Origin of the sequence: uncultured Veillonella sp., from assembly GCF_963522475.1 — a bacterium.
GTDB lineage: Bacteria > Bacillota > Negativicutes > Veillonellales > Veillonellaceae > Veillonella.
On sequence record NZ_CAUQYW010000012.1, the window covers coordinates 21103 to 45066 of the forward strand.

At 39.0% G+C, this 23964-nt stretch carries 17 protein-coding genes; all 17 read right to left on the reverse strand.

Annotated elements, in window-relative coordinates:
• Positions 1-104: 104 nt before the first annotated feature.
• The 17 genes from RWP19_RS07280 to hemL all read right to left on the reverse strand — a co-directional run bounded on the left by RWP19_RS07280 (position 105) and on the right by hemL (position 23962).
• Positions 105-722 (reverse strand): SAP domain-containing protein, encoded by a 618-nt coding sequence (locus RWP19_RS07280; RefSeq protein ID WP_120055969.1) that lies wholly within the window; start codon positions 720-722, stop codon positions 105-107.
• A gap of 145 nt (positions 723-867) precedes the next feature.
• Complete coding sequence (locus RWP19_RS07285) at positions 868-2181, reverse strand: MFS transporter (protein ID WP_314357114.1); 1314 nt, start codon at positions 2179-2181, stop codon at positions 868-870.
• A gap of 239 nt (positions 2182-2420) precedes the next feature.
• Complete coding sequence (locus tag RWP19_RS07290) at positions 2421-2777, reverse strand: cupin domain-containing protein (protein ID WP_295288453.1); 357 nt, start codon at positions 2775-2777, stop codon at positions 2421-2423.
• Positions 2778-2805: 28 nt separating this feature from the next.
• On the reverse strand, positions 2806-3270 hold the full coding sequence (locus RWP19_RS07295; RefSeq protein ID WP_314357115.1) for a DUF4261 domain-containing protein: 465 nt from the start codon (positions 3268-3270) through the stop codon (positions 2806-2808).
• A 251-nt stretch (positions 3271-3521) separates the two neighbouring features.
• Positions 3522-5069: a citrate lyase subunit alpha gene (gene citF / locus RWP19_RS07300; protein ID WP_314357117.1), complete on the reverse strand. Its 1548-nt coding sequence runs from the start codon at positions 5067-5069 to the stop codon at positions 3522-3524.
• On the reverse strand, positions 5059-6024 hold the full coding sequence (locus RWP19_RS07305) for a CoA ester lyase (protein WP_005382238.1): 966 nt from the start codon (positions 6022-6024) through the stop codon (positions 5059-5061). Before RWP19_RS07305 ends, citF begins: the two co-directional genes overlap by 11 nt.
• Positions 6024-6293, reverse strand: a complete 270-nt coding sequence (gene citD / locus RWP19_RS07310) for a citrate lyase acyl carrier protein (protein ID WP_314357119.1) — start codon at positions 6291-6293, stop codon at positions 6024-6026. Before citD ends, RWP19_RS07305 begins: the two co-directional genes overlap by 1 nt.
• A gap of 122 nt (positions 6294-6415) precedes the next feature.
• A complete protein-coding gene (locus RWP19_RS07315) occupies positions 6416-7819 on the reverse strand; it encodes a DASS family sodium-coupled anion symporter (protein ID WP_314357121.1) in 1404 nt (467 codons plus the stop codon).
• A gap of 391 nt (positions 7820-8210) precedes the next feature.
• Positions 8211-9122, reverse strand: coding sequence for a LysR family transcriptional regulator (locus RWP19_RS07320; protein WP_295210373.1), 912 nt, complete (start codon positions 9120-9122; stop codon positions 8211-8213).
• Positions 9123-9133: 11 nt separating this feature from the next.
• On the reverse strand, positions 9134-9877 hold the full coding sequence (locus tag RWP19_RS07325; RefSeq protein WP_295210375.1) for a Bax inhibitor-1/YccA family protein: 744 nt from the start codon (positions 9875-9877) through the stop codon (positions 9134-9136).
• Between the two features lie 36 nt (positions 9878-9913).
• Positions 9914-11662 (reverse strand): pyruvate kinase, encoded by a 1749-nt coding sequence (gene pyk, locus RWP19_RS07330; protein WP_314357122.1) that lies wholly within the window; start codon positions 11660-11662, stop codon positions 9914-9916.
• Between the two features lie 50 nt (positions 11663-11712).
• Positions 11713-15120, reverse strand: a complete 3408-nt coding sequence (locus RWP19_RS07335; protein WP_314357123.1) for a DNA polymerase III subunit alpha — start codon at positions 15118-15120, stop codon at positions 11713-11715.
• A gap of 12 nt (positions 15121-15132) precedes the next feature.
• Positions 15133-15900, reverse strand: a complete 768-nt coding sequence (locus RWP19_RS07340) for a SprT family zinc-dependent metalloprotease (protein ID WP_314357125.1) — start codon at positions 15898-15900, stop codon at positions 15133-15135.
• A 267-nt stretch (positions 15901-16167) separates the two neighbouring features.
• Positions 16168-16908: a DUF3969 family protein gene (locus RWP19_RS07345; RefSeq protein ID WP_314357126.1), complete on the reverse strand. Its 741-nt coding sequence runs from the start codon at positions 16906-16908 to the stop codon at positions 16168-16170.
• An 11-nt stretch (positions 16909-16919) separates the two neighbouring features.
• Positions 16920-21842 (reverse strand): hemagglutinin repeat-containing protein, encoded by a 4923-nt coding sequence (locus RWP19_RS07350; protein ID WP_314357127.1) that lies wholly within the window; start codon positions 21840-21842, stop codon positions 16920-16922.
• 262 nt (positions 21843-22104) lie between these two features.
• The gene (locus RWP19_RS07355; protein WP_105097369.1) at positions 22105-22566 is read right to left on the reverse strand and encodes a helix-turn-helix domain-containing protein; all 462 of its coding nucleotides are present in this window, start codon (positions 22564-22566) and stop codon (positions 22105-22107) included.
• Positions 22567-22657: 91 nt separating this feature from the next.
• The gene (gene hemL / locus RWP19_RS07360) at positions 22658-23962 is read right to left on the reverse strand and encodes a glutamate-1-semialdehyde 2,1-aminomutase (protein ID WP_287536648.1); all 1305 of its coding nucleotides are present in this window, start codon (positions 23960-23962) and stop codon (positions 22658-22660) included.
• Positions 23963-23964 lie beyond the last annotated feature (2 nt).

Genomic DNA, 23964 nt, shown 5'->3' on the forward strand with positions numbered 1-23964 from the left:
ATCACAAATGACTCTTCTCATAGGATATAAGGTGCTTTTATCGTTATTCTATTATAGATTTAATTGCTAGTTTTCCCATACATCTCTGCAACGACAAGTTGCTTCTACTTGCGATACGCTTCTAATTTATATGCATATTCACTTAAAAGCTCCTTTGAATAAATTTTTTCATTTTTTGAATCTCTAACTTCTTTCCAAATAATAGATGCTACTTTTAATTTATTCGAATAATTGCCACTACATTCGTCTGCACAAAAATCCTTAAAAAATTGATTCCATTGACAAACCGAATTGTCATACTTTGCATAATCTGATTCACCATAATATACTTTCAGCAAATCTCCAATTGTAAAGCTTGTATTTTTTTCACTTTTTACTTTTCTCCAAGCAGTAGCCATATCAGCATTAAATTTAAATCGTGAAACACCTATTAAAGCAGAGAAATATTCTCTAAACTTCGTATTAAAGGAAAAATTACATTCAAGTAATGGTGTATCTAAAGTAATACTTTCCACTTGCCTTCTTCTATTTTTTATTGATGATTTTTTAATTAAATCGCCTTTAAAGTACTGCTCAATAATATAATTGAGTTCTTGTTTTGTTCCCCTATATTCTAATCCTAATGATTTACATATTTGTGAAAGTTCATCACGATACCAATAATATTTATTAAATTCATCAAATGATGTAATTTCATCAAACTTAGGTCTACACTCTTTCAATATTTGTCTCCTCAAGTTTAAATAATACTATTTTGTAAATTGTAACATAAAATTGAATAGTACCCAAAATCACACCATTGAAGCATTCGTTAAATATTTTCCTATTAAGTTGTCTATAATCTAGTTATCTATAATATAGCTCTACTTAATCCTCTTTATGTTCCATAGATTTTGGTAAGGTCAAAATCAATAGACCTGCTAGGAACATACAAGCGCCCATTACATAGTAACCGTAAGTAAAGCTACCAGTGTGACCATTGATGAAACCAAGCATGTAAGGACCTACCCAGCCCCCCATGTTACCAGAGGAGTTAATAAGGCCCATCGCCCCTGCCGCAGCAGCACCAGATAAGAAAGTTGTTGGCATTGTCCACCATACACCCATGCCACCGTAAACGCCTACAGCAGTTAAGCAGATAAAGAATAAACTAATTTCTGGAGATGGACTATGTGGTGTTGCTAAGAAACCAATAGTACCAATGAACAATGTAGTAGCAACATGCCAACGTTTTTCATTGCGCTTTTCAGAGGAATGACCACAATATACTTGTACAAGTAATGCAGCAGACATCGGAATTGCAATAGACCATGCTACTACGCTTGGCGGCCAACCAGATAAGCTTTTAAGAACTTGAGGCATCCAGAAGCTAAAGCCCCAGAAACCAATAACCCATAAGAAATAGATTAATGCTAAACGCAATACTTTTGGATCTTTCAAAGCTTGCCATGTAGTATATTTCTTTACAGCTTGCTTTTGTTGTTCTTCTTTTTCAAGTTCAGCCTTGATATAGGCTTTTTCTGTATCAGTTACCCAAGATGCATGGTCGGGACGTTCTTTCATCCAGAACGCAAAAATGAAAGCAAAAATGACTGCCGGAATAGCTTCAACGATGAAGAGTGTGCGCCACCCATGAAGACCAAAGAATGTTGTATCAAGCAAGAGACCTGCCAATGGACCACCGATGATATTAGAGAACAATAACGATGTTAACATCAAGGAGATTGCCTTAGCGCGTTCCTTTGGTAAGAACCAATTTGGAATGAGTAACGAATAAATTACAGGATATAAAGAGGCTTCACATAGACCAAGAAGGAATCGATAAATATAAAACTCCAACTCTGTGGTCATCGTTGTCATAAGAATACATACTAGGCCCCAACTAAACATAATACGCGCAACCCAATGCATAGCATTACAGCGAGCAGCGATTAGGGATGCAGGGACTTCAAATAAAACATAGCCTATAAAGAAAATACCGGCGCCCATACCAAATACCTCAGGCGTCAACCATGGTAAATTCTCCTTCATGGTCAAGCCAGCATAGGCAATGTTTACACGGTCTAAGAAAGCTATAATAGAAACAATAAATAATGGCAAGACTACGTGTAGCATACGACGCTTCGTAAAGTCTTTAAAATCAATAACCCCACTTTGAGGCTCTGGTGTAGATGAGTTCATATAATTCCTTTCTACTACTTAAGATATTACATACCTTATTATCTTAAGTAAACAAAAGTCCTCTGTCAATGGAATTATATAGAATATAGAAATAACAAATAAGAATAGCAAAATCAAAATGATGACATATAAAAATAAAAAAGTATATTCATTAGAAATAACTGTATAAAATAAAAGCACTTTATAGTATAACGCTGTCTCTATTACAAGATAACAAAATACTATAAAGTGCTTTCATATTAATTAGTACTAACAGGGTCATAATCAGCAGGTATAGGAGCAACGATACTCACAAAGATAACATCTTCTGTTCCAGTATTTTTTGCACCATGACATTCACCCTTTTTAGATACTATAACTTGCCCCTTTGTAAAAGGCACCTCCGTATCAGGCGTTGGATAAAATACCCCCTTGCCTTGCAATATAACCCATATATCATCAGAGTTATGATGATAATGCTTTGGTAAGGTTTGACCAGGTTTAATAACCCATACTGAACCACCTGTGGAATCAGTTTCATAAAATGGTGTCCTAACAGCTTTCTCTAGACTTTCAACTTTCACAAGTTCCATGTCAAAAACACGTTGATCACTCATAATGCTCACACCTTTCATAAATTAACAACTAGCGAGTACCAGATGCGTATTCACCCATATTGATATCTATAACAGTACGAACAGGTTGAATTAAGGAGTCCTCATATTGAACCTTCCATTTAATATCTGGATTCATATCTCCATTTTCTAAGCCTGCAATAGTTTGCCCGTCATCAATAGGATTATCATCTTCAAAGATATAATACAACACACTATATAAATAATCAATACTTTCAAAACAATTGCCTCGTTTACAGCTTTCCATATCAAATAGGTTTCGATAAGAAATATCTCCAGGTAACACAGACATCCAGTCTAAGGCATACTCTGATACACCAAATACGGTCTTTTCTGGATTAGGTCCATCTAAATCATCCTGTAACCATGCTGATATTATTTGGTACATATTTAATGTTTCATATTCATCTACTTCACTATAAAACTCACGTAATCCATCTAGGTCAATCTCTAAATTAGCAATATATCGATACATAGAAACTACCTCCTAAAGCTCCCCAATCTTGCTATGGTAAAAGTATAACTATATCTATGTACCATTTTTACCACATTAAATATTATGAATATTTTAAAAGTGAGCACTAAAGTATTATTAAAATACCAAAAGACCCTCTCCATAAGTCCGAGAACTATGGAGAGGGTCTTTATAGTCACTAATCAGTGAGGACTGGTAAAGCGATAGTGACATCACTATAGTTATAGTGATATGCGCCGATTACCAATCAATTATAGAGGTTTACGAACCACGTCGATGATAGAGCCATCACGATATTCTACGATTGCGATGATATCTTCGTCTTTATCAGATACAGGGATATCTTGTGGTTTACCTACTAAATCAAATGCTAATTGTTGTAATTCTTCAATTGTGAAGATAGGCAAGTTGCTATCTTTGAAGCGTTCAATCAAATCAGTACGAGCTGGGTTGATTGCGATACCGTATTCAGTAACGAGTACGTCAACAGAGGAGCCTGGTGTAATTACAGTTGCTACTTTGTCACGGATCATTGGCAAGCGGCCACGAATCAATGGGCAAGTAATAACTGTGCATTTAGCACCTGCTGCTGTATCGGAGTGACCGCCAGAAGCACCCATCAATACACCGTTGGAGTCAGTCATTACGTTTACGTTGAAATCAAGGTCGATTTCAGTAGCACCAAGGAATACTACGTCTAGGTAGTTTGTAGTGCAGTCTGTCCATGGGTTAGCGTACATGGAAGCAGACATTTCGATGTGTGCAGGGTTTTTATCTAAAGATGCTGCTGCAGTTGTATCGAAAGTTTGAGTATCGTAAATTGCACGGATCAAACCTTCTTCAAGCATACCAGTCAAAATACCAGTAGCACCACCGATAGCGAAGCCACCTACTTCACCACGTTTGCAAAGTTTTTCAGCAATGAATTTCGCCACAGTCAATGGAGCACCACCAGCGCCCAATTGGAATACGAAACCATCTTTAATGATGCCAGCTTGGTCAAGGAATTCACCAGCTAATTCAGCAATTTTAATTTGGATAGGGTTTTTAGTGAAACCTACCGCACCAGAAGCGATACCTTCTGGATCACCAATGCTTTCAACCTCAACAACATAATCTACGTCAGTTTGAGGGATTGCATAGTTGTGTACATAGTCAACTAAGTTATCTGTGATAATAACAGTTGTATCTGCATAGTGGGAGTCAACTTTAGCATAGCCAAGCGCACCACATGCGGATTTACCCATACGACCAGTTGCATTACCACGTGGGTCAGCTGTAGGAGCAGCCATAAAAGCTACGTCGATATGTACTTCGCCAGATTCGATAGCACGAGCACGGCCACCGTGGGAACGAATCACTACAGGGCGTTTCAATACGCCTGGATTTTGAGTCAAGAATTTACCAAGACGATCGCGCAAGCCAGATGTTTCAATAGCTGTTACAGTACCATCTTGAATCATTTCTACTAAGAATTCATGGCATGGAGACAAGGAAGAAGACGCAATTGTAATGTCTTTAATGCCTTTTGCTTGAACGCGTTCCATAACCATTTTCATTACATAGTCGCCATTGCGCAAGTGATGATGGAAGGACAATGTCATGCCATCTTTTACGCCAGCTTTTTCGATTGCTTCATCAATAGAAGCTAGTACTTTATTTGTACCAACACGACTCATGTGTACAGGTTTACCTGCGCGATGAGCTTTAGGTTCAATAGCGAATTCACCTTGATATACTTCGCGACCTTCTAGTGCTGGGATATTTGTTGGGATATCGCGACCTACTTTATTTAACATCGTATTCTGCTCCTTCCTCTAATTCAACTTTAATGCCTGCTGCACGTGCTTTATCAACTACGCGTTGTGCACGTACTACGATAGGACCATCGATCATTTTGCCATCTACGGAGATTACGCCTTTATTGTTGCGCAATGCATCTGCGTAGCTGTTCAATACCTTAACGGAGTGAGCGATTTCTTTTTCGTCAGGAGTGAATACTTCGTGAATAATTTTGATTTGGCTTGGGTGGATACAAGATTTGCCATCGTAACCCAAAGCTTTAATGAATTCAACTTCTTCGCGGAAACCTTGTGGGTCTTTCACGTCGGAGAATACAGTATCAATTACGCGGATACCTGCTTCACGTGCTGCGTGAAGGATTGTTTGACGAGCGAACAATAATTCAACAGCTGGTTTATGTTTACCTGTACGAAGGTCCGCACGGTAGTCTTCAGCGCCAAGAGCGATAGCAACTACGCGAGGGCCGTGACAGATTTCGCGAACATTATACAAGCCACGAACGGATTCGATAGCTACGATAATATTGATAGTACCTTCTGGCCAGCCATTAGCTTTTTCTACTTCTTCAATTTTCTTCGCTACGATTTCAACTTCAGACACATCTTCAGTTTTAGGTAAACGAATCATATCAGGTTTAGCTGGAACGATTACATCAAGATCGTCATAGCCATAAGGAGTTTGTGTAGGATGGTTGATACGAACAACTGTTTCTGCACGGAATTTACGAGATTTTAATGCTTCTGCAGTTAAAAGACGAGCTGTATCTTTTTCTGTAATAGGCACGGAATCTTCGATATCGATCATAATGGAGTCAGAGCCGTGAATATCAGCACTGTTAATCATTTTAGGTGTATTACCAGGTACGAACATCATGGAACGAGACAAACGTTTTTTAGCAGCCTCTGTTAATGGATTTGTTTTAACTTCTGGGAATGTTTTATCGTTAGCCATTATGCTTTGCTCCCCCTTTCCAATGCGCCTAATACGCGAGCTTTAATTGTGTAATCCCAAGCATTTTTATCTTGTACGATTACTTTTACGCCATCAAAACCTGCTTCTTTTACTGTGTTTAAGATAACGGATTTAATTTGGTCGCCGTATTGGCGAATAACTTTGGATGTTAATTCAATTTTGATACCGCTAGCAATCGGTTCAACCGTTACTAATGCATCATTTTTTTCGTCGAAGCCAGCTTGTGCAGCTTTTACTAATTGTGCCATGTTGCATCCTTTCCTTATAAAAGATTTTTAAAACCCAAGTCTGTACAGGCTCGTCGCGAGAGCCATATACAGACATTGAATATAACAATTAAATTCTAACACTCCATAGTGAAAGTTTCATATTACATGAAACCAGCGATTTTCCACCAAGGGATACCGATTACGTAGTTCAATACTAAACATACAACGGAGGAGATGAGACCAACTGTCCACCAGTCTTTTACATTGTTGTAACCAGCGGAGAAGATAATTGGACCAGGTGCTGCACCATAGTGAGTTACGGATCCACCATACGCATTTGTACCAATCAAAACGAAAGCTAGTAATGTAGGATCGATACCTGCGTTAATACCTACAATCAAAAATACTGGAAGCATTGCAGAGATGTATGCAGTACCAGATGCGAAGAAGTAGCGAACTGCAACAGAAATAATAGAGATAAGGATAAGCATCATAAATGGATCTAAACCAAAGTTCATATGCACTTCTAAGTATTTTGCTAACCATTCAAAGAATTTACCTTTAGTCAATGCAGAGGATAAGCCCAAGATACCACCGAACCAGATTAATGTATTCCAAGCGGCTTTAGTTTTGAGCAAATCATCCCATGTTATGATACCAAATACAAATGTTGCAAGCATTGCTAAGACAGCAACAGCAGTAGCATCAATTTTAATATCAAATGTTGGTAGAATCCAACCAGTGATTGCAAGAAGTGCAATTACGATAAGGCCCTTTTCAGAACCTTTCATAGGTCCTAATTTAGCTAAACCGTCTTCAGCAATTTTCTTGTTATCGATTTCTTTTACAGATGGGCGTTCATACATATAACCAATAAGAGGAATAAGCATTAACATGATGAAACCAGGTACGAACATAGCTAATGCCCATTGCCCCCAGTTTAAGGATACACCTGTTAATTTAGTAATGAAGTCCAATGCCAATAAGTTTGGTGCCATTGCTGTAGCGAATAGGAAAGATGTTACTTTTGTTGCAAAGTAACCATTCTGTAAGAGGTAAGCACCTGCTTTTTTAGCCGTTTCACCTGGATGAGAACCAACAGCTTCTGCAATGGACAAGTTGATTGGATAAACGATACCTGCCGCACGTGCTGTGTTGGATGGAGTTGCTGGAGACAAGATCAAGTCAAGGAATGCAGTTACATAACCAAGACGAAGTGTAGTGCTACCAAACAATCGAACTAAGTGGTAAGCGATACGGTGACCAAGGCCAGTTTTACCAAACGCAACAGATAATGCAAAAGCTGCAAAAATCAACCATAAGGCTGTATTGCTATAACCAGCTAATACATCTTTTACATTGTTTAATAAAATAGAAGATGTGGCAACACCTAATAATACTGTAATAGGTACTGGAAATGGTTTTAATACCAAACCCACGATAGTTGCTAAATAAATACCAAATAATTGCCATACTTGTGGTTTAAGGCCTTCTGGTGTGCCACCAAACCACGCGATTGCGACAATAGCAGCCATAACTGCAACGCGCCATAATTTGTCTTTCATGCGTGTCTTTACCTTTCTTAACTAACTTAGGCATACATAAAATCATCTAGTCTTTAACAACCTAACTGCTCGCGACGTCAGTTACATTGATTAAGTCTACACTCATTATATATGCTTAAAAGAATTATGAATAATAGATTACCTTTATAGGGGTTATAAAAACTTTTATATCTACCAATCATACTTTTTATGCATTTCGAGCATAGATTTGCAGTTACAAATGAAAAAAATGCATGTATACGTCCCCAAAGGGGGTATACATGCACTTACATGATTACTGCCTTGCTCTTTCGAGACACTTTTATTATGACCTATTATATCGAAAAAGTCTAATACTGAAAAAGCATGGATAAACAGTTATAAAGCCTTATATAGGCTTGATTTGTATAATCTATTCTTTATATTCTCTAAAAATACTATGATCTACAACAGTATGTTTTTTATAGTAATCGCGAACATATTCAATAAACGTTTTAACGACTACAAGATTTTCCGCATCCTTTGTATATACCATATTTGTATCACGAGTGATATATGTACCATCTTTACTACGCAATGGGCTCACATAAATATCTCTATCCTTACAAGATCCAAGCCCCATATAAGTCAATATGGACCAACCAAGACCAGCGCGTACAAAGTGACGGCACGTACTCATAGAGTTTACATCCATCGCAACACTCGGAGGTTCTTCAAAATGTTCGGCACACCAAGTTTCAATAATATTAGCTACGGATGCATCAGTTTGGTATTTAATAAAGGGTACCTTTTCAAGTGATTCAGGTGGTACTAATTCTTTATAAACTAAGCAATACGGTTCCTCTAATAGTAATTCAGACTTACCGGACACATCATAGCCACCACGAGCAAAGGCAACCATACAATCACCAGTATTAAACATCTTGACCACTTGATGACTGAAAGCAGTCTTAACTTGAATATGCACATCTGGATATTGTTCCCGGAAAGATTTTAACAAGGCTGGTAGTTCATAGTCTGCAAAATTGATAGATGATGCGATTTTCAAGGTTCCTTGAATCTTACCAGATGCTGAGTTCATAGCATTTTCTAAAGCCTCTTGATCTTGCATCATTCTTTTACAGTAGTCATAGAAAATCTCGCCTTGTGCCGTAAGGGCAATCCCTTCAGCAGTACGCAACAACAGAGAATGGCCCAAAGCTTTTTCCATATGGCGCAACCGATAGCTTAAAGCCGGTTGTGATAAAAATAATTTTTCTGCCGCCCTTGTAATGTTACCTTCATCCACAACGGTTACAAAGGTTTGCCATTCTCTATCGTCCATAATATCTCCTTTTATCGCTTATTACCAAAAATTCGCAATAAGGATAAGAACAAGTTAATGAAATCCAAGTATAGACTTAATGCACCTGTAATTTCAATGCGGTCTAGAATTGTTTCGTCTTCCACTAGAGCTACTTGTGTCACATTATTTTTAATGCGGTTCACATCAATCGCTGTAAAGATGGAAAATACTACAACCCCTAAATAACCAAATACGAGGCTAATAGTATCACTAAAACCACTAAGTACAGTCCAGTTAAAGTAGCGAGCCCCCATCATCACCAAGGATACGATGATCATACCGAACAAAGCAGCCATTACATACGGTGTAAGAGATGATAAATTGCGTTTTGTAGTAGCCCCTACTATAGCAAAGCCAATAAAGAATGCCAGCGTACCGATTAACGCAGGGATAACCACTTCAAATACATTATAACGCAAGGATATGAGTGTTAATGTAAGACCATTCAAGGCACTATAGAGGAAAAACATACCTTTTAAAGTCATAACATTGGCACTATATGCACGAGCGCTAAATAGGAATACTACTCCTAGTTCAACTAGTAGGATAATATTAAAGTTTTGGTACGCAAAGCGTAACCAGTTAGGATTTGCCAACGCAGCCACTCCAACACCGATAGTAGTAAGTAATCCTACAACCATCCACAAGAAGGAGCCTTTTAAACGTTGGGATACGATACTTTCAACCTGTGCAACCTCAGTTGCAGTAGGTCCTGTTACATTATACGGATTCATGTTATCCCTCCTTATTTAATTATCACTCAGTAAAGATTATCGAGCATTTGCAATGCCTGCAAATACCTTACCACGTTCACCGTCGATAGTTACTTCTTGACCTTCTAAAAGCACTTCATGAGCATTTTTAGCACCTAAAATAACAGGAATACCATAAGTAATGCCTGCAATAGCGCTATCAGATGTATAACCATCCTCTACGGCAATAATGCCACCTGCACGTTTAGCAATAGCCATCAATTCAGGTTCCATAGTACCTACAACGAGGATGTCGCCGTCTTTGAAGCTGTCATAATTATCTTTATGATTTGCCGCCACAAATACATTACCTGTAGCGGATTTACGTAAAATACCATTACCAGACAAAAGTACTTGACCTGCAATGTGAACGCGAATCATGTTTGTAGTACCGCTTGCACCAGATGGTACACCAGCTGTAACAACTACAAGATCACCAGACTCGATAGCACCGGTACCCAAAGCACATGTAATAGCTTGTTTTACCATCTCATCAGAATTAACAATTTCGTGTCCTATGATCGCTTCTACGCCCCAGCACAATTGCATACGACGGATTGTTTCCTCATGTGGAGTAACAGCAATAATTTTACAATTTGGACGATGACGTGCCACACTGAGTGCAGTATATCCGGATTCAGTACATGTCAAAATTGCAGCCGCCCCAAGATTTTGAGCGATGCGCACACTAGCTAAACATACTGCGCTAGTAGTAGTCATGTCTCCATCTTGATGAGCACGGTTTTTATTATCATAAATATCAGCCTGTTCAGTTACCTCCGCAATGCGAGTCATAGTCGTAACGGCCTCTACAGGGTAAGCGCCATTTGCTGTTTCACCAGATAACATGATAGCATCTGTACCGTCTAAAATAGCATTAGCCACGTCACTTGCTTCCGCACGTGTAGGGCGAGGATTTTGAATCATAGACTCAAGCATTTGTGTAGCGGTAATAACTGGTTTACCCAAGTTATTACATTTTTCAATCATCATTTTTTGAAGTACTGGCACCTCTTCTGCAGGAATTTCTACACCGAGGTCACCACGAGCCACCATGAGGCCATCCGCTACTTCTAAGATTTCATCAATATTTTTAACGCCTTCAGCATTTTCAATTTTTGCGATAATCTTGATATCTTTTTGTTCAGATTCAAGAATACGACGAATGGCTACGATATCTTTACCTCGTTGCATAAAGGATGCGGCTACAAAGTCTACACCTTGTTGGCAGCCAAAGCGCAAGTCCGCTTCGTCCTGTTCAGATACAGGTGGCAAGCTAAGTGCTACGCCTGGCACAGCCACACGTTTACGATTGCCGATTTCACCGCTGTTTTGAACCGTAGTAATGATATTATTACCTTCGATAACATCGATAGTAAGTGTTACAAGACCATCGGCCAATAAAATCTTGTCTCCTACAGACACATCACCTACAAGACCTTTATGGTTAACAGAACTAATTTCTTTTGTACCTTCCACATCATCTGTAGTTAATGTAAATTGTTGTCCTGCTTCGAGGAATACTTTGCCCTCTTTAAATAGGCCTAGACGTACTTCAGGACCTTTTGTATCGAGCAATAAAGCGATTGGTTTATTAACAATCATCGCCGCATCACGCACCATTTGCATACGCTCTGCTTGCTCTTCATGAGATCCGTGAGAGAAATTAAAACGAGCCACATTCATGCCCGCTCGCATCATATCTTCTAAAATACCAAATTTATCCGTTCCCGGACCTACAGTACATACGATTTTTGTACGTTTCATCTTTCCTCCTATAAAAACCATCCCTTTCAGATGTTCATATATTATATATATTATTGCACCTCTACGGAGCCTTCTCCTAATATAGTTTCAATAGCCTTGATAGATTCATCGTTAGGATCAAAGCACATATTCGGTGGCAAATTAATGCGCTTCCGTTGACGGTGCAAATATAGCGATGTTGGCACAGAGCCTGCGGTGTTCGTTAACACCCGTTTTAAGGCTTCACTATTTTCTGGCGTGTCATATTTACTGTAAATATGAATAGCTATATGCTTAGCCTGACTATAGTTTACCTTTAACGGCATAATGCGGTCTGCAATAATTTGCACACCCTTTTCATCCGCATCAACGCGGCCTTTTACCTTAACGATCATATCGACCGCCAAGAATTGTTGGCTTTGACTAAAAACCTTCGGGAATGCCACCACATTGACCGCACCAGAGTAATCTTCGATGCGAAGAATGGACATAACCTCATTACGTCTTGTCATGCGGTCCGTCTTATTTTCAATCAAACCGCCAAAGGTAATGGTTTGCCCATCATATTGCTCTGGATTTTCTACAAGAACACCTAGTTCAAATAGGCCCTCTAACTCCTTCGTATAGCCTTGCAATGGATGGCCTGTAATGTAAAAGCCTGTATATTCCTTTTCATCCTTTAATTTATCGTCTTCCGATAAATCCTCCACATTCGGTACAGGGATGAAGTCTACAGACTCCTCTATATCCCCAAAGAGACTCATAGTGCCCATAGCGGCATCCTTTTGCTCTTTAGCACCTACGGCTTGAGCGCTTTCATACATATGCAATAATTGGTTTCGGTTTTCCTTGAAACCATCCATGGCACCACATCGAATAAGACTTTCAAGAAGTCGTTTATTAACAACCTTATTATCAACACGTTTGCAAAAGTCCACAATATCCGTGTAAAGACCGTGCTCATTGCGCTCAGTAATCAAGCGATCGATGGCATTGTCCCCTACATTCTTGATGCCCCCAAGGCCGAAGCGAATGGCATCACCTTGCACGGCAAAGCTGCGTTCAGAATAGTTAATATCTGGACCGAGCACCTTAACATTGTGCTTCTTGCAGGCATTAATGTAGTACGTCAATTTCTGCATATTTTGCATGAAACTAGTCATGGTAGCAGCCATAAATTCAGGGAAATAGTGGGCTTTCAAATACGCCGTTTGGTATGCAATATACGCATAAGCCGCACTATGTGATTTATTAAAGCCATAGCCTGCGAAGTATACGAGCAAGTCGAATACTTCATTTGCAATGGACTCTTCTATACCATTATTTATGGAACCTTGAATAAAGGACTCGCGTTGCGCCTTTAGAACGGATTCCTTTTTCTTACCCATGGCGCGGCGCATCAAGTCCGCTTGACCAAGGGAGAACCCGCCCATGGCGGATGCAATTTGCATAACCTGTTCTTGGTACAAGATTACCCCAAAGGTATCTTTCAATATAGGTTCCAATATGGGATGTAAATAAGTAACCTCTTTTTTACCGTGACGGCGGTCGATAAAGTCCGCTACCATGCCGGAGCCTAGTGGGCCTGGACGGTACAAGGCTACTAATGGAATTAAGTCTTCAAAATGTTCAGGCTTAAGATCCATAACAAGCTTGGTGATACCTTCTGATTCAAGCTGGAACACACCAGACGTATCACCTTTTGTGAGGATATCACAAGCCGCCTTATCATCGAGTGGAATAGCATCTAAATCGAGGTCAATACCACGGTTCGCCTTGATGAGCTTTAAGGCATCCCCCATAACCGTTAAGGTACGGAGGCCCAAGAAGTCCATCTTTAAGAGGCCTAATTCCTCGATGTTATCCTTGTCGTACTGTGTTACAAAGCCTTCATCATTGGCATTTTGAACCGGTACATGGTCATCTAGAGGGTCTGCAGAAATTACGACGCCCGCCGCATGAGTGGACGAATTGCGCGCGATACCTTCTAGCTTTTTACCAAAATCAAATAACTCTTTAACATTAGCATCCGCTTCGTATAAAGCTTTTAACTCCTTGCCTTGCAGAGCCTTATCTAAGGTAATGCCTAATTCGTTGGGAATCATCTTAGCAATGCGGTTCACTTCCGCTAGTGGCAAGTCTAGCACGCGACCTACGTCACGGATAACCGCACGAGCCGCTTCTGTACCAAAGGTAATAATCTGAGATACGCGAGCTTGTCCGTATTTTCGCGTCACATATTCGATGGCTTTACCACGCTTTTCATAACAGAAGTCAATATCGATATCAGGCATGCTTACCCGCTCTGGATTTAAGAACCGTTCAAAGAGCAAATCGTATTTTAATGGATCAAGACCTGTAATACCAAGTAGATAGGCAACTACAGAACCGGCCGCCGAACCACGACCAGGACCTACTAAGATGTCGTGCTCACGGGCATAGCGTACATAGTCCCATACAATAAGGAAGTAATCCTCAAAGCCCATGGTACCAATTACATCTAACTCGTAGTCTAAACGTTTTTGTAATGCTTCTGATGTTTTACCATAGAGGCGAGGAATTTCTCGTTCACAAACCTTACGCAAATAGATCTTAGACGTTTCCCCTTCTGGCACATCAAAGTGCGGCAAGTGATGTTCGTCGAAATTAAACTCTACATTACAGCGCTCTGCAATTTTTAAGGTGTTTTCCATGGCTCCAGGAATATGTCCAAACAGCTCTGCCATCTCATCCCCAGATTTTAGATAGAACTCATCATTTGGGAATTTTAAGCGATCCACCTCAGCACGACGGCGGCCTGTAGAAATACATACCTTAATATCCTGCGCGTCTGCATCCTCTTTTAAAACATAGTGGAAGTCATTAGATGCGACGATGCCAAGACCGTATTCCTTACTGAGCTTAATGAGCTCCTCTTGGGCCTTTGCCTCCTCTGGCAAGCCATGATTTTGGATTTCTAAGAAGAAATTATCCTTTCCGTACGTCTCGATATACCATTCAATGGAACGCTTGGCGCCTTCCATATTATCTTGCAAAATATACTGAGGAATCTCCCCTTGAATACAAGCACTGAGAGCAATTATGCCTTTGCTGTATTGACGCAATAAATCGCGGTCTGCACGAGGACGATACAACATCCCCTCCGTCGATGCTTTCGACACAATTTTTACAAGATTACGATACCCTTCCATGGTCTCAGCTAACAGAATGAGATGTTTCAAACGTTCACGGCTACGACCTTCTGGACGATCGAATCGGCTGTTTTCCGTTACATATACTTCACAACCGATAATAGGCTTAACACCTTGGGCTATACACTCTTTATAGAAATAAATCGCCGCGTACATATTGCCATGGTCCGTAATGGCAAGGGCTGGCTGATTTAACTCCTTCGCACGACGTACCATGTCAGGCAAACGACTGATGCCGTCCAGCAAACTAAACTCTGTATGACTATGCAAATGTACAAATGGCTGCATGGTACACCTCCTTTAAGGGCGATGAGCAAAATACACGTTCAATGACTTCTTACGATCCTTCCAATCTGGCAGGAACTGTGCCACTAGATTGTGAAAGTTCTTGGAATGGTCTAAATATTTAAAATGAGCAAACTCATGAACCATGACGTACTCAATATACGCCTGTGGCCCCTCTAATAAGCGAGTATTCATCTTAATGAGCTGCTTTGCAGGCGTACAAGAACCCCAACGGCTCTTCATACGCTGCTGTTTTATGGTTGGCATAGGCACATCAATACCTTGCTTGTGAAAGCGTTGATACACGACCTTTGCCCAATGGACAAAGACCTTCTCCCCTAAATTACGCCAATAACTTTGCATTAATTTATGCTTCGCTTCATAAGTCGTACCACGAGGTACAACCATGGTAAGAATGGCTTTTCCGTCAAAGCCGATATGAGGCTTCCCATCCTGTTCAACTAAGCGCAACGTAACGGGAATACCGAGGATTGATAAGCTTTCACCATTTACATACTGTAACGCATCGACGCGTTTGGCATTCAATGCATCAATCTTGTAACGAGCCCGTTCAATGAAGGGCATATTCTCGATAACGAACTTGTCCACCCTATAATCCGGCACATACGCATTCGCCGACACATGGACCACACCATCCTTTGTAATGCGCATGTTCATGTTCTTCACACGCTTGATGGTTAACTCATATTCAATTCTGTCGCCATTATAGGTAATAGACCTAGTTGTTGAAGTATTCATACCTTTTATTTTATCATAAAACACTCATAAAATCGTAAAAATCTGGTGATTTTAATAGAACTACTTAGATTTTAAGCAACACTAATTTTTAGTATTATATAATAAAAAATTCTAGCACCTCATACCTTTAAATATACGTTTGCACAATATAGTAGTTTTATTTTTATATTATAGATACTCTAAAATAAACTCTACATAAAATAAGCTATATTATGTAATAAAATACATAATATAGCTTATTAGAATACTTGGATTTAATTTAGTTAATTTACTAATTTAAGTAAAGATATTTTATTTTGCTTCTACATAATACAATAAACCATCTGATTTATAGAAATCGATATCGGCCTCAATCTTCTCCTTAGTAGCAGAGACAAAATACACTCTTAGTTTAATACTAATTTTCTTCAAAAGTAATTGTTGACGTTTAGGATTAAATCTATTCTCATGGAAATCAATCAAATCAAAAAGTTCAATAGCATCGTTAAATGACTCAGAATATTTATAGCTTAAATTTTTAATTTTACTTAAAATATTATCCTTAAATGATAATAGTACCTGAGTAAGCTCATCATCAATTTCTCTTAGTAATAATGTAAATCCTAACAGAAATATCATCATATTAAACTCAAAGTTTGCTAATGAAACATAATCAATTTCAAAACTCAAGTTAGTATCATCTACGAATTCAAACAATTTAAAATCAGTAAAACAAGAATAATATTTAGGATCCATCAACAAACTCTTACAGTCTATCTCAATGGTATCTATCGTATCAACTAACAACATACTTGGAAAAGTACCTTTAACCCATGCTTCAACATCTTCTAGTCCCATACCACGTAAAACAATTTCTTCTAATTCCGAAGATAAATTATTCTTATCAATAATACTCAACATCTTCATTCGATAGATTAATGATTCTAATGTATCTAAATCAATACAATTATATCTATAAGCCTGTAATGTGCCTAGAGCAATTAATAAAAAATAAAACTCAATATTTCGTCTTTCACTAATAGTTATATTCATAATTTCTACCTTTATCGTAATGGAATGTCTAAATTCTTAAGTCCATCAATCTGCTTAATCTTAGGATTAAAAATTTCACCGGCGTCATTAATGAAGTAATGAATTTTTATCCTTCTACCATTAATATCTATTCCTTCCTCATAAACTTTTCTCCAACTACCTCCAACTTCATCTCTTAATTGTTCGCCTAAAGAATCATTTTTCATCTTAATAAATTTTCGTTCAATCATCTTATACCCTTCAGGTAAATTTTTTAACTCTTTTAATGATGAAAAGATTTCTTTAATCTGATTCTTTGCCTTATCTAATACTGTAACACCAATACCAATTTTAGCTAAATCATCATTTGATGGTTTAGGAGATTTTTTATTTAATTTATCTATCCCTTTTTCTATATTATCTTTAAGTAGGGTATCCGCTTTACTTTTATCTTTATACTTATTCGCCTCTAATACAGTTATACTTGAAGATTCAAATGATGCACTAATAGGATTAAATTTTGATTTAAATTGATCTGCAATATTAACACTAACTGGCAATCCTGTTTTAATAGATTCTAGTCTACCTGTGTTGGGATTTCTTATTATTGAATCTGTTGGGTCATCAATTATACTAATATCACCTTTAGTATATGGCAATATTGCAGTTTCACCACTATTAATGTTAACAATATGAATATAAGAGTCATTAAATTTATCTTGACTTGCAATCCAATTGTCAGTACCATCTGTGCCTATAAATCGACCTGTGTAAATGGTACTTCCCGGAATGCTAATACCATCAAAAAATCTTCGGTTAATTACATCATGTTTCCCATTATCCTGATATGTGTTGCCATCTGGTGAATGATACACGTTAATTGGCTGAAAACCAGTATCTAAATTATAATCTAACTGAACCTTTAACGAAGTTCCAGGATAAGACTCGGTTGTAACCCATGGTCCATTATATACAGTTCCAATGCCAGTTTCAGCACTTTCCACTATCACTTCACTAGATTCAACAGGGGCGCTTATACTACTTCTATAAAATGCAGTACCAGGAATACTAGCCATTGTACTTTCATCAAAAGTAGTAGGCTCGCCCGCACCAGTTACAAGAGGAGTACTTACTAAATCACCAGCAATTAAAGCTGGTGATGCATTTTTTACTAAGCCAAAAGCACCTTTACTCGCTGAAGCTAAAGGGGATATTCTATTTGACACTCCTGCATTCCAAACAAGATCTTCATTCCACTTTGTAGCATAAGATGCAACTGCCGAGCCAGCATTTGCATTTTCCCCACTAGCCTTATTAACCACACCACCAACGGCAGCACTCAACCATTGTGCTACAGCTGGATCATATTTGGCCACTTTATTAATTTCACTGATTAACATCTCATTAGTCATAGTAGCTTTAAACCCACTACCAGGTGAATTACCAGCCATACGCGCTGCTACTTCACCTATGATGCCATGTGCAATAGATTTAGCAACTTTACCATCCTTAGTTGTTGGTTGCCAGTTATGTAGTTGTTCAAATGCGTTTTTAGAGAATAGACGTGCTAATTCTTGACGTTCTTCAATTTTCTTTTTATCAAAAATCTTATCTAATTGATGCAACGTATTTTCGGTATTCGTGTTAATGATTTTAGTATCAATTTCTTTACCATCTACTGTTAGTATACCATCAGAGATAGCAGATTGAGTAGTAGAGCTTGCTTTACCTTTAGAGCCAACACCTAGACTAGGAACTAGACCGATATTATTATAAATCTTATCATAGCCTTTTTTATCCTTGGTCTTCATCTCTTCGAGTTTCTTTTTACTGCCATAGTAGTTATAGCCGATACCATTGTTGCTATATGTATACTCAGCTTCGTTTTTGATGTCCTTCATCTCTAGAGATTTGGTAGTCAATTTATTCTTAGCTTTTGGAGCATCACTTTTAATAACAGAGCCCTCTAATGTAGTTTTATTACCTACATTAATATTGTAGCCCTCTTCTCCTGCATAAATGCCAGCTTGTTCTGTTACGCTTTTCCATTTGCTATCAATCCGACCTACGCTAGCATTTATGCTACCAGTTGGATCTTTAAAATTAGGTTTCGAGGATACGGAGAATCCAGCCGACTTACTATGTTCTTTAAAGTTATCTACATCTTGTAAGCTTTGAATATGTAAATCACGGCCTGTATCTACTTCAACTTTTTTACCAGATACAGTAGAAGCAATAATATTTGTATCTCGTTTTGCTTTAAGCTGTGCTAATTGAACCGCTTTAATCTTAGTAGGTACATAACTTTCTTGATGAGTATCCCCATTTTGACGAGCCATATGACCGCTTGCATTAATGTCTAGAATACCACCACCAGTTAAACTAATCCCAGCACCTACACTCCAACCAGAGCTTTTATAGGTATTATTAACATCTACAGTATTTTTACCCGCTGCAAGGTTGATAGCACTAACACTATCTAATACTAATTTTTTAGCCTCTACTTTTTCACCAGTTAAACCAATGCCACTTTGCTGAGCATCACGAGCTTTGATTTGCACGTCACTCTCACTAATAAGAGTGCCACCTTGATATGTATTTGTATCTGCTACTTGCCCTTGTTTTCTAGAAGTGCTGCCAATGCTTACAGATAAATTAATAGCATCATCAATATTTTTAGCGCCTCGTTTAGCTTTACCGTCTACTTTATCAACTTTACCTGTTACGGCATCGCGTATTTTTTCTCCATGTAAAGCTGCATCTACTGCTTCATATCCATCTTGTAATTGTTTACGCGCTTCATTGAGTTCAAGAGCGGCTAACCGTTTATCATCACGGCCACCAGCTTCTTTTATTGTGCGCGTAGTATTTGTAAGTGTATTTGCTATTGCACCACCTAAAGATACGGTAAGACCAGTTTTTTTGTAACGTTCATCATGTGTCATGTGGTTATGATCCACGTTACCATCTAATGTAACAGCAGAGCCATCTAACACAGCACCTTCTTTAGCAACAATATCTGCGCTTGTAATGTGTACTGTATCATTAGCCTTAATATTTACAGTCCCTTTCGTACTAGCAATTGTATTTCGTACAGTAGCCTCTTCATGATTTGCTTCATCAATATTGTGTTTTTCTTTACCAATAGAGAAACCTATACCGGCACCACCAAGCAAGCCAGATTTTTTATGACGGTAAGCACTAGAGCCATCAGTGATGGATTTATCAGCACCTAATTCTACCTTACCACCAGCGGTAACAGATACGGTATTCTCACCCATAATTTGAGCAGATTGACCTGTTACATCTTGAGCACTTGTAATACTTATATCTTTACCACTTACCGTAGAACCGGTTACAGATGTGCTTGTTACGTCATCAACAGCATTTGTACTTTCACGTTTAACTAAGCTTTTCTTTTTATCTAGATACACATGATTAACTGTGCTATTAGCCTTTGCCGTATTTAATGCAACCGTATTACCAGATACTTGTACTGTATCTGCCACTAACACTTGGCTACCTTCCAGTTGTACGGCATCAGAGGCTACAACAGTAACGTTCTTGCCTTCAATGCTACTACCAACAGATGATTGAGCTTTTACTAGATCATGAGACTGAGTCGTTTGAGAGTGTCCACCACCAGATTTACCTTTATCAAAACGATGTTCTTCAAGCTCGTGGGTAGTATTCATTGCTTTCATCGTTACATTGTGACCTGCCGTAACAGTTGTATTCACATCTGAGGAGATAATACCTGCTTCCATAGATACATCACGTCCTGCTACTACTGTTGTTTGACCAGCACCACCAATACGGCCTTGGTCTACACCCGTAATCGTTTCACGACGATTGTTGCTACTATTCCATTCAACTTTGCTATTACCGGCCTCGTACTGCAGACCGTTATTAATTACATCGCGTCCCGCACTAACCTTTGTAGAGCCAGCTGCATTAGTTTGTGTAATGGTGCCACCTTCGTTAATGATGTCTTTCTTAGCATACACAGAGACTGTATCGTTGCCCATAATAGTACCTTGTGTATTACGAACTTCGTCATTTGCTGTAACTGTAGCCGTGTTACCTTTAATAAGACCATTATCATTGTGAATAGAGTTACCAGTAAGAGTTACATCCTTATCTGCTACAATACTACCGCTATTATGCATAGTATCAACAGAAAGGTTAATGGATTGAGCTTGTAAATTAGCGCCACCTTCTACTCGTTTTGTGTTTGGTGCTAAATATAGAGTCGGTACTAGCACAGTTTCAGTTTTGCCATTTGGTAATACAACAGACTTACTCACTAGGAGCACTACATCTTCTTTAAGATTTTTTTGCTCAGCCTCGGTTAAACCTCGACCTAATACAATAGATTGAGATTTAGTTACACTAATCCCTGCATCCATCAATTGGCGATATTGTTCTTCTGCGGAAAGACCAGATTGCAGTCTACTTTTACCAGTTTGACGCATAATCTCTTGTATAACGAGTTGCTGCTCGTAATACCCATCACCCAATCGTTTTTGTATATTCATAGGGTCTAATTTAAGGCGAGATAATACGTAATCAGAAGATAAGAAGTTGCGACGATTTGTGAAGTTAGGATCTGTTTCAATCACATAAGATGTATTAGGGTTCGTCGATAACTGACTCATACTATTTAATAGAGATGCATCTACTGTGGTATCACTTTTACTATTTTCTACATGACCGCCATATACGGCAACAGGTACATCTTTAGGATTCACCTTAGTATTCTTATATTCTGCTTCACGAATATTGGTAGTATCCCACCCGTTTTTATGATGACGGCTATAACTTGTAGCTGTACCCTCTTCAGTTATATATTCATTACCTTTAGGATTGCTTTGCTCATAATGACCTACAGTACCAGTAATATCGCCAGCAGCACTAATTTGACTAGCTTCATTCACCATATGATCTACATCCACATGTAAATTGCCACCAGAAATGATTCGTCCAGGATTAGATGTATCTACTACATCTTCCTCACGTGTACGATCATATTCATATTTAGTCCAACTATCATGATGTTTACCATTTATGGAAAGTTAGATGCTCTAAAAAAGCACCATCTACCTAGGTCCGACTTATGTGTCGTTTCCTATTAGGATAGATGGTGCTTTTATCATTGTTCTAATTAAATTGTTCAAATAAACATGTTCTACTCAATCTACAATGTAGTATATTAAACTACTTTATATTTCGTCTTGCCGCTAAGCTACCAGCACTGTTAGCTAGGCCCGCTCGGTTGATATGTGGGTTCCCATGTTTGTACGTTTTTGGCTTGCTACTTTTATCTTCTACTTTTGATTTCTCAAATTTAGTAAATAGATTATCTAGCTCGCGCAAGAGCGCACGTTTTTGTGAGTCTTTCAACTCGAATACTTCACCTTTATAGGCGATGTATTTATTTTTGAGTACAGGACTGAGATCATAGATGGGCTCGTGTTGTTCTCCATTTACATCTAGCAGCTCATCCAATGTCAATCCATAATAGCGAGACAGGGCACAGAGTGTATCTAAATCTGGTTCGCGATACCCTGTTTCGTAATTTGAAAGCGCCGCATTACTGATACCTACGGCCTTTGCTACTTCGATTTGGCTTTTGCCCATGCGCACGCGAGCACGCTTTAAGTTCTTATAAAACTGCATGTTCATCACCTACATCGATACATAAACAACTACAAACTATATATTTTATAATAATGTATCACTGATTTTTATAGTAGTGTATCACTAATTTTTATAGTAGTGTATCACTGATTTTTTTGAAAGCTTCATCAGCAACGGCTAATGTGCGTTCGATTTCACTGCTCTTATGACAGATAGACACAAAGTTACTTTCATAAGGGCTTGGCGCATAGTAAATACCATGGCTCAAGTTGTGGTGGAAGAACATTTTGAATTGTTCTTCGTTACAAGATGCTGCATCATCAAAGTTCTTAACTGGTTTATCAGTGAAGAAGATAGTGAACATGGAGCCTACCCGTTGTACTACAACAGGCACATTGTATTGTGCTGCCAAGCGTTCAAAGCCTTCACAAAGTGCGATAGTTGCATCTTCTACTTGTTTAAAAATTGTTGGATCTCGTTGCAAAATAGAAAGCGTTGCAAGACCAGAGGTAACGGCAATAGGGTTACCGCTTAATGTACCGGCTTGATAAATAGGACCAGCTGGTGCGATTTGGTTCATAATCTCACGGGAGCCACCAAATACAGCAAGTGGCATGCCACCGCCAACGATTTTACCAAGGCATGTAAGATCAGGTTTGATATTGTAACGTTTTTGTGCACCGCCGCTACTAGCGCGGAAGCCACACATAACTTCGTCAAAAATCAATACTGCACCATGAGCCTTAGTCACTTCGCGCAAGGTTTCAAGGAAGCCTGGTTCTGGAGGCACACAGCCCATGTTGCCCGCTACAGGTTCTACGATAATAGCCGCAATAGTATCGCCGATGTCGTCGAATAATTTGCGAACTGCATCAGAGTCATTGTACGGCAAGGTTATGGTATTTTCTGCTACACCTTGTGGAACGCCAGGGCTATCTGGCACGCCAAAGGTAGCAAGGCCAGAGCCGGCTTTTACCAAAAGGGCATCGCTATGACCATGGTAACAGCCAACAAATTTTACGATACGATCGCGACCAGTATAGCCACGAGCTACGCGCAAGGCACTCATAGTGGCCTCAGTACCAGAGTTAACGAGGCGGATAACCTCCATAGATGGCATGAAGGCTTGCACCTTTTTAGCCAATTCTGTTTCTAGTAGTGTAGGCGCACCGTAGCTAGTGCCGCGAGGAATCGCCTCTTGCAAGCTAGCGATAACCTCAGGGTTCGCATGACCCAAAATCATAGGGCCCCAGCTCAACACATAGTCGATGTATTCGTTGTTATCAATATCATAAATACGGCTGCCGCTAGCGCTGCTAATAAACGGAGGGTTAGAACCTACACTGCGGTAGGAACGAACAGGACTGTTTACGCCGCCTGGCATATAACGTTTAGCCTCTTCAAAGGCCTTTTCAGATTTACCGAGTTGGAACATGG

What these genes read in the sequence shown, in the direction of transcription:
- RWP19_RS07320 (WP_295210373.1), bottom strand. Translation starts at nt 9,122, where the DNA reads ATGGACGATAGAGAATGGCAAACCTTTGTAACCGTTGTGGATGAAGGT.
- RWP19_RS07335 (WP_314357123.1), bottom strand. Translation starts at nt 15,120, where the DNA reads ATGCAGCCATTTGTACATTTGCATAGTCATACAGAGTTTAGTTTGCTG.
- RWP19_RS07315 (WP_314357121.1), bottom strand. Translation starts at nt 7,819, where the DNA reads ATGAAAGACAAATTATGGCGCGTTGCAGTTATGGCTGCTATTGTCGCA.
- RWP19_RS07355 (WP_105097369.1), bottom strand. Translation starts at nt 22,566, where the DNA reads ATGCAGTTTTATAAGAACTTAAAGCGTGCTCGCGTGCGCATGGGCAAA.
- RWP19_RS07295 (WP_314357115.1), bottom strand. Translation starts at nt 3,270, where the DNA reads ATGTATCGATATATTGCTAATTTAGAGATTGACCTAGATGGATTACGT.
- RWP19_RS07345 (WP_314357126.1), bottom strand. Translation starts at nt 16,908, where the DNA reads ATGAATATAACTATTAGTGAAAGACGAAATATTGAGTTTTATTTTTTA.
- RWP19_RS07290 (WP_295288453.1), bottom strand. Translation starts at nt 2,777, where the DNA reads ATGAGTGATCAACGTGTTTTTGACATGGAACTTGTGAAAGTTGAAAGT.
- citF (WP_314357117.1), bottom strand. Translation starts at nt 5,069, where the DNA reads ATGTTAAATAAAGTAGGTCGCGATATCCCAACAAATATCCCAGCACTA.
- RWP19_RS07325 (WP_295210375.1), bottom strand. Translation starts at nt 9,877, where the DNA reads ATGAATCCGTATAATGTAACAGGACCTACTGCAACTGAGGTTGCACAG.
- hemL (WP_287536648.1), bottom strand. Translation starts at nt 23,962, where the DNA reads ATGTTCCAACTCGGTAAATCTGAAAAGGCCTTTGAAGAGGCTAAACGT.
- citD (WP_314357119.1), bottom strand. Translation starts at nt 6,293, where the DNA reads ATGGCACAATTAGTAAAAGCTGCACAAGCTGGCTTCGACGAAAAAAAT.
- RWP19_RS07305 (WP_005382238.1), bottom strand. Translation starts at nt 6,024, where the DNA reads ATGGCTAACGATAAAACATTCCCAGAAGTTAAAACAAATCCATTAACA.
- RWP19_RS07285 (WP_314357114.1), bottom strand. Translation starts at nt 2,181, where the DNA reads ATGAACTCATCTACACCAGAGCCTCAAAGTGGGGTTATTGATTTTAAA.
- pyk (WP_314357122.1), bottom strand. Translation starts at nt 11,662, where the DNA reads ATGAAACGTACAAAAATCGTATGTACTGTAGGTCCGGGAACGGATAAA.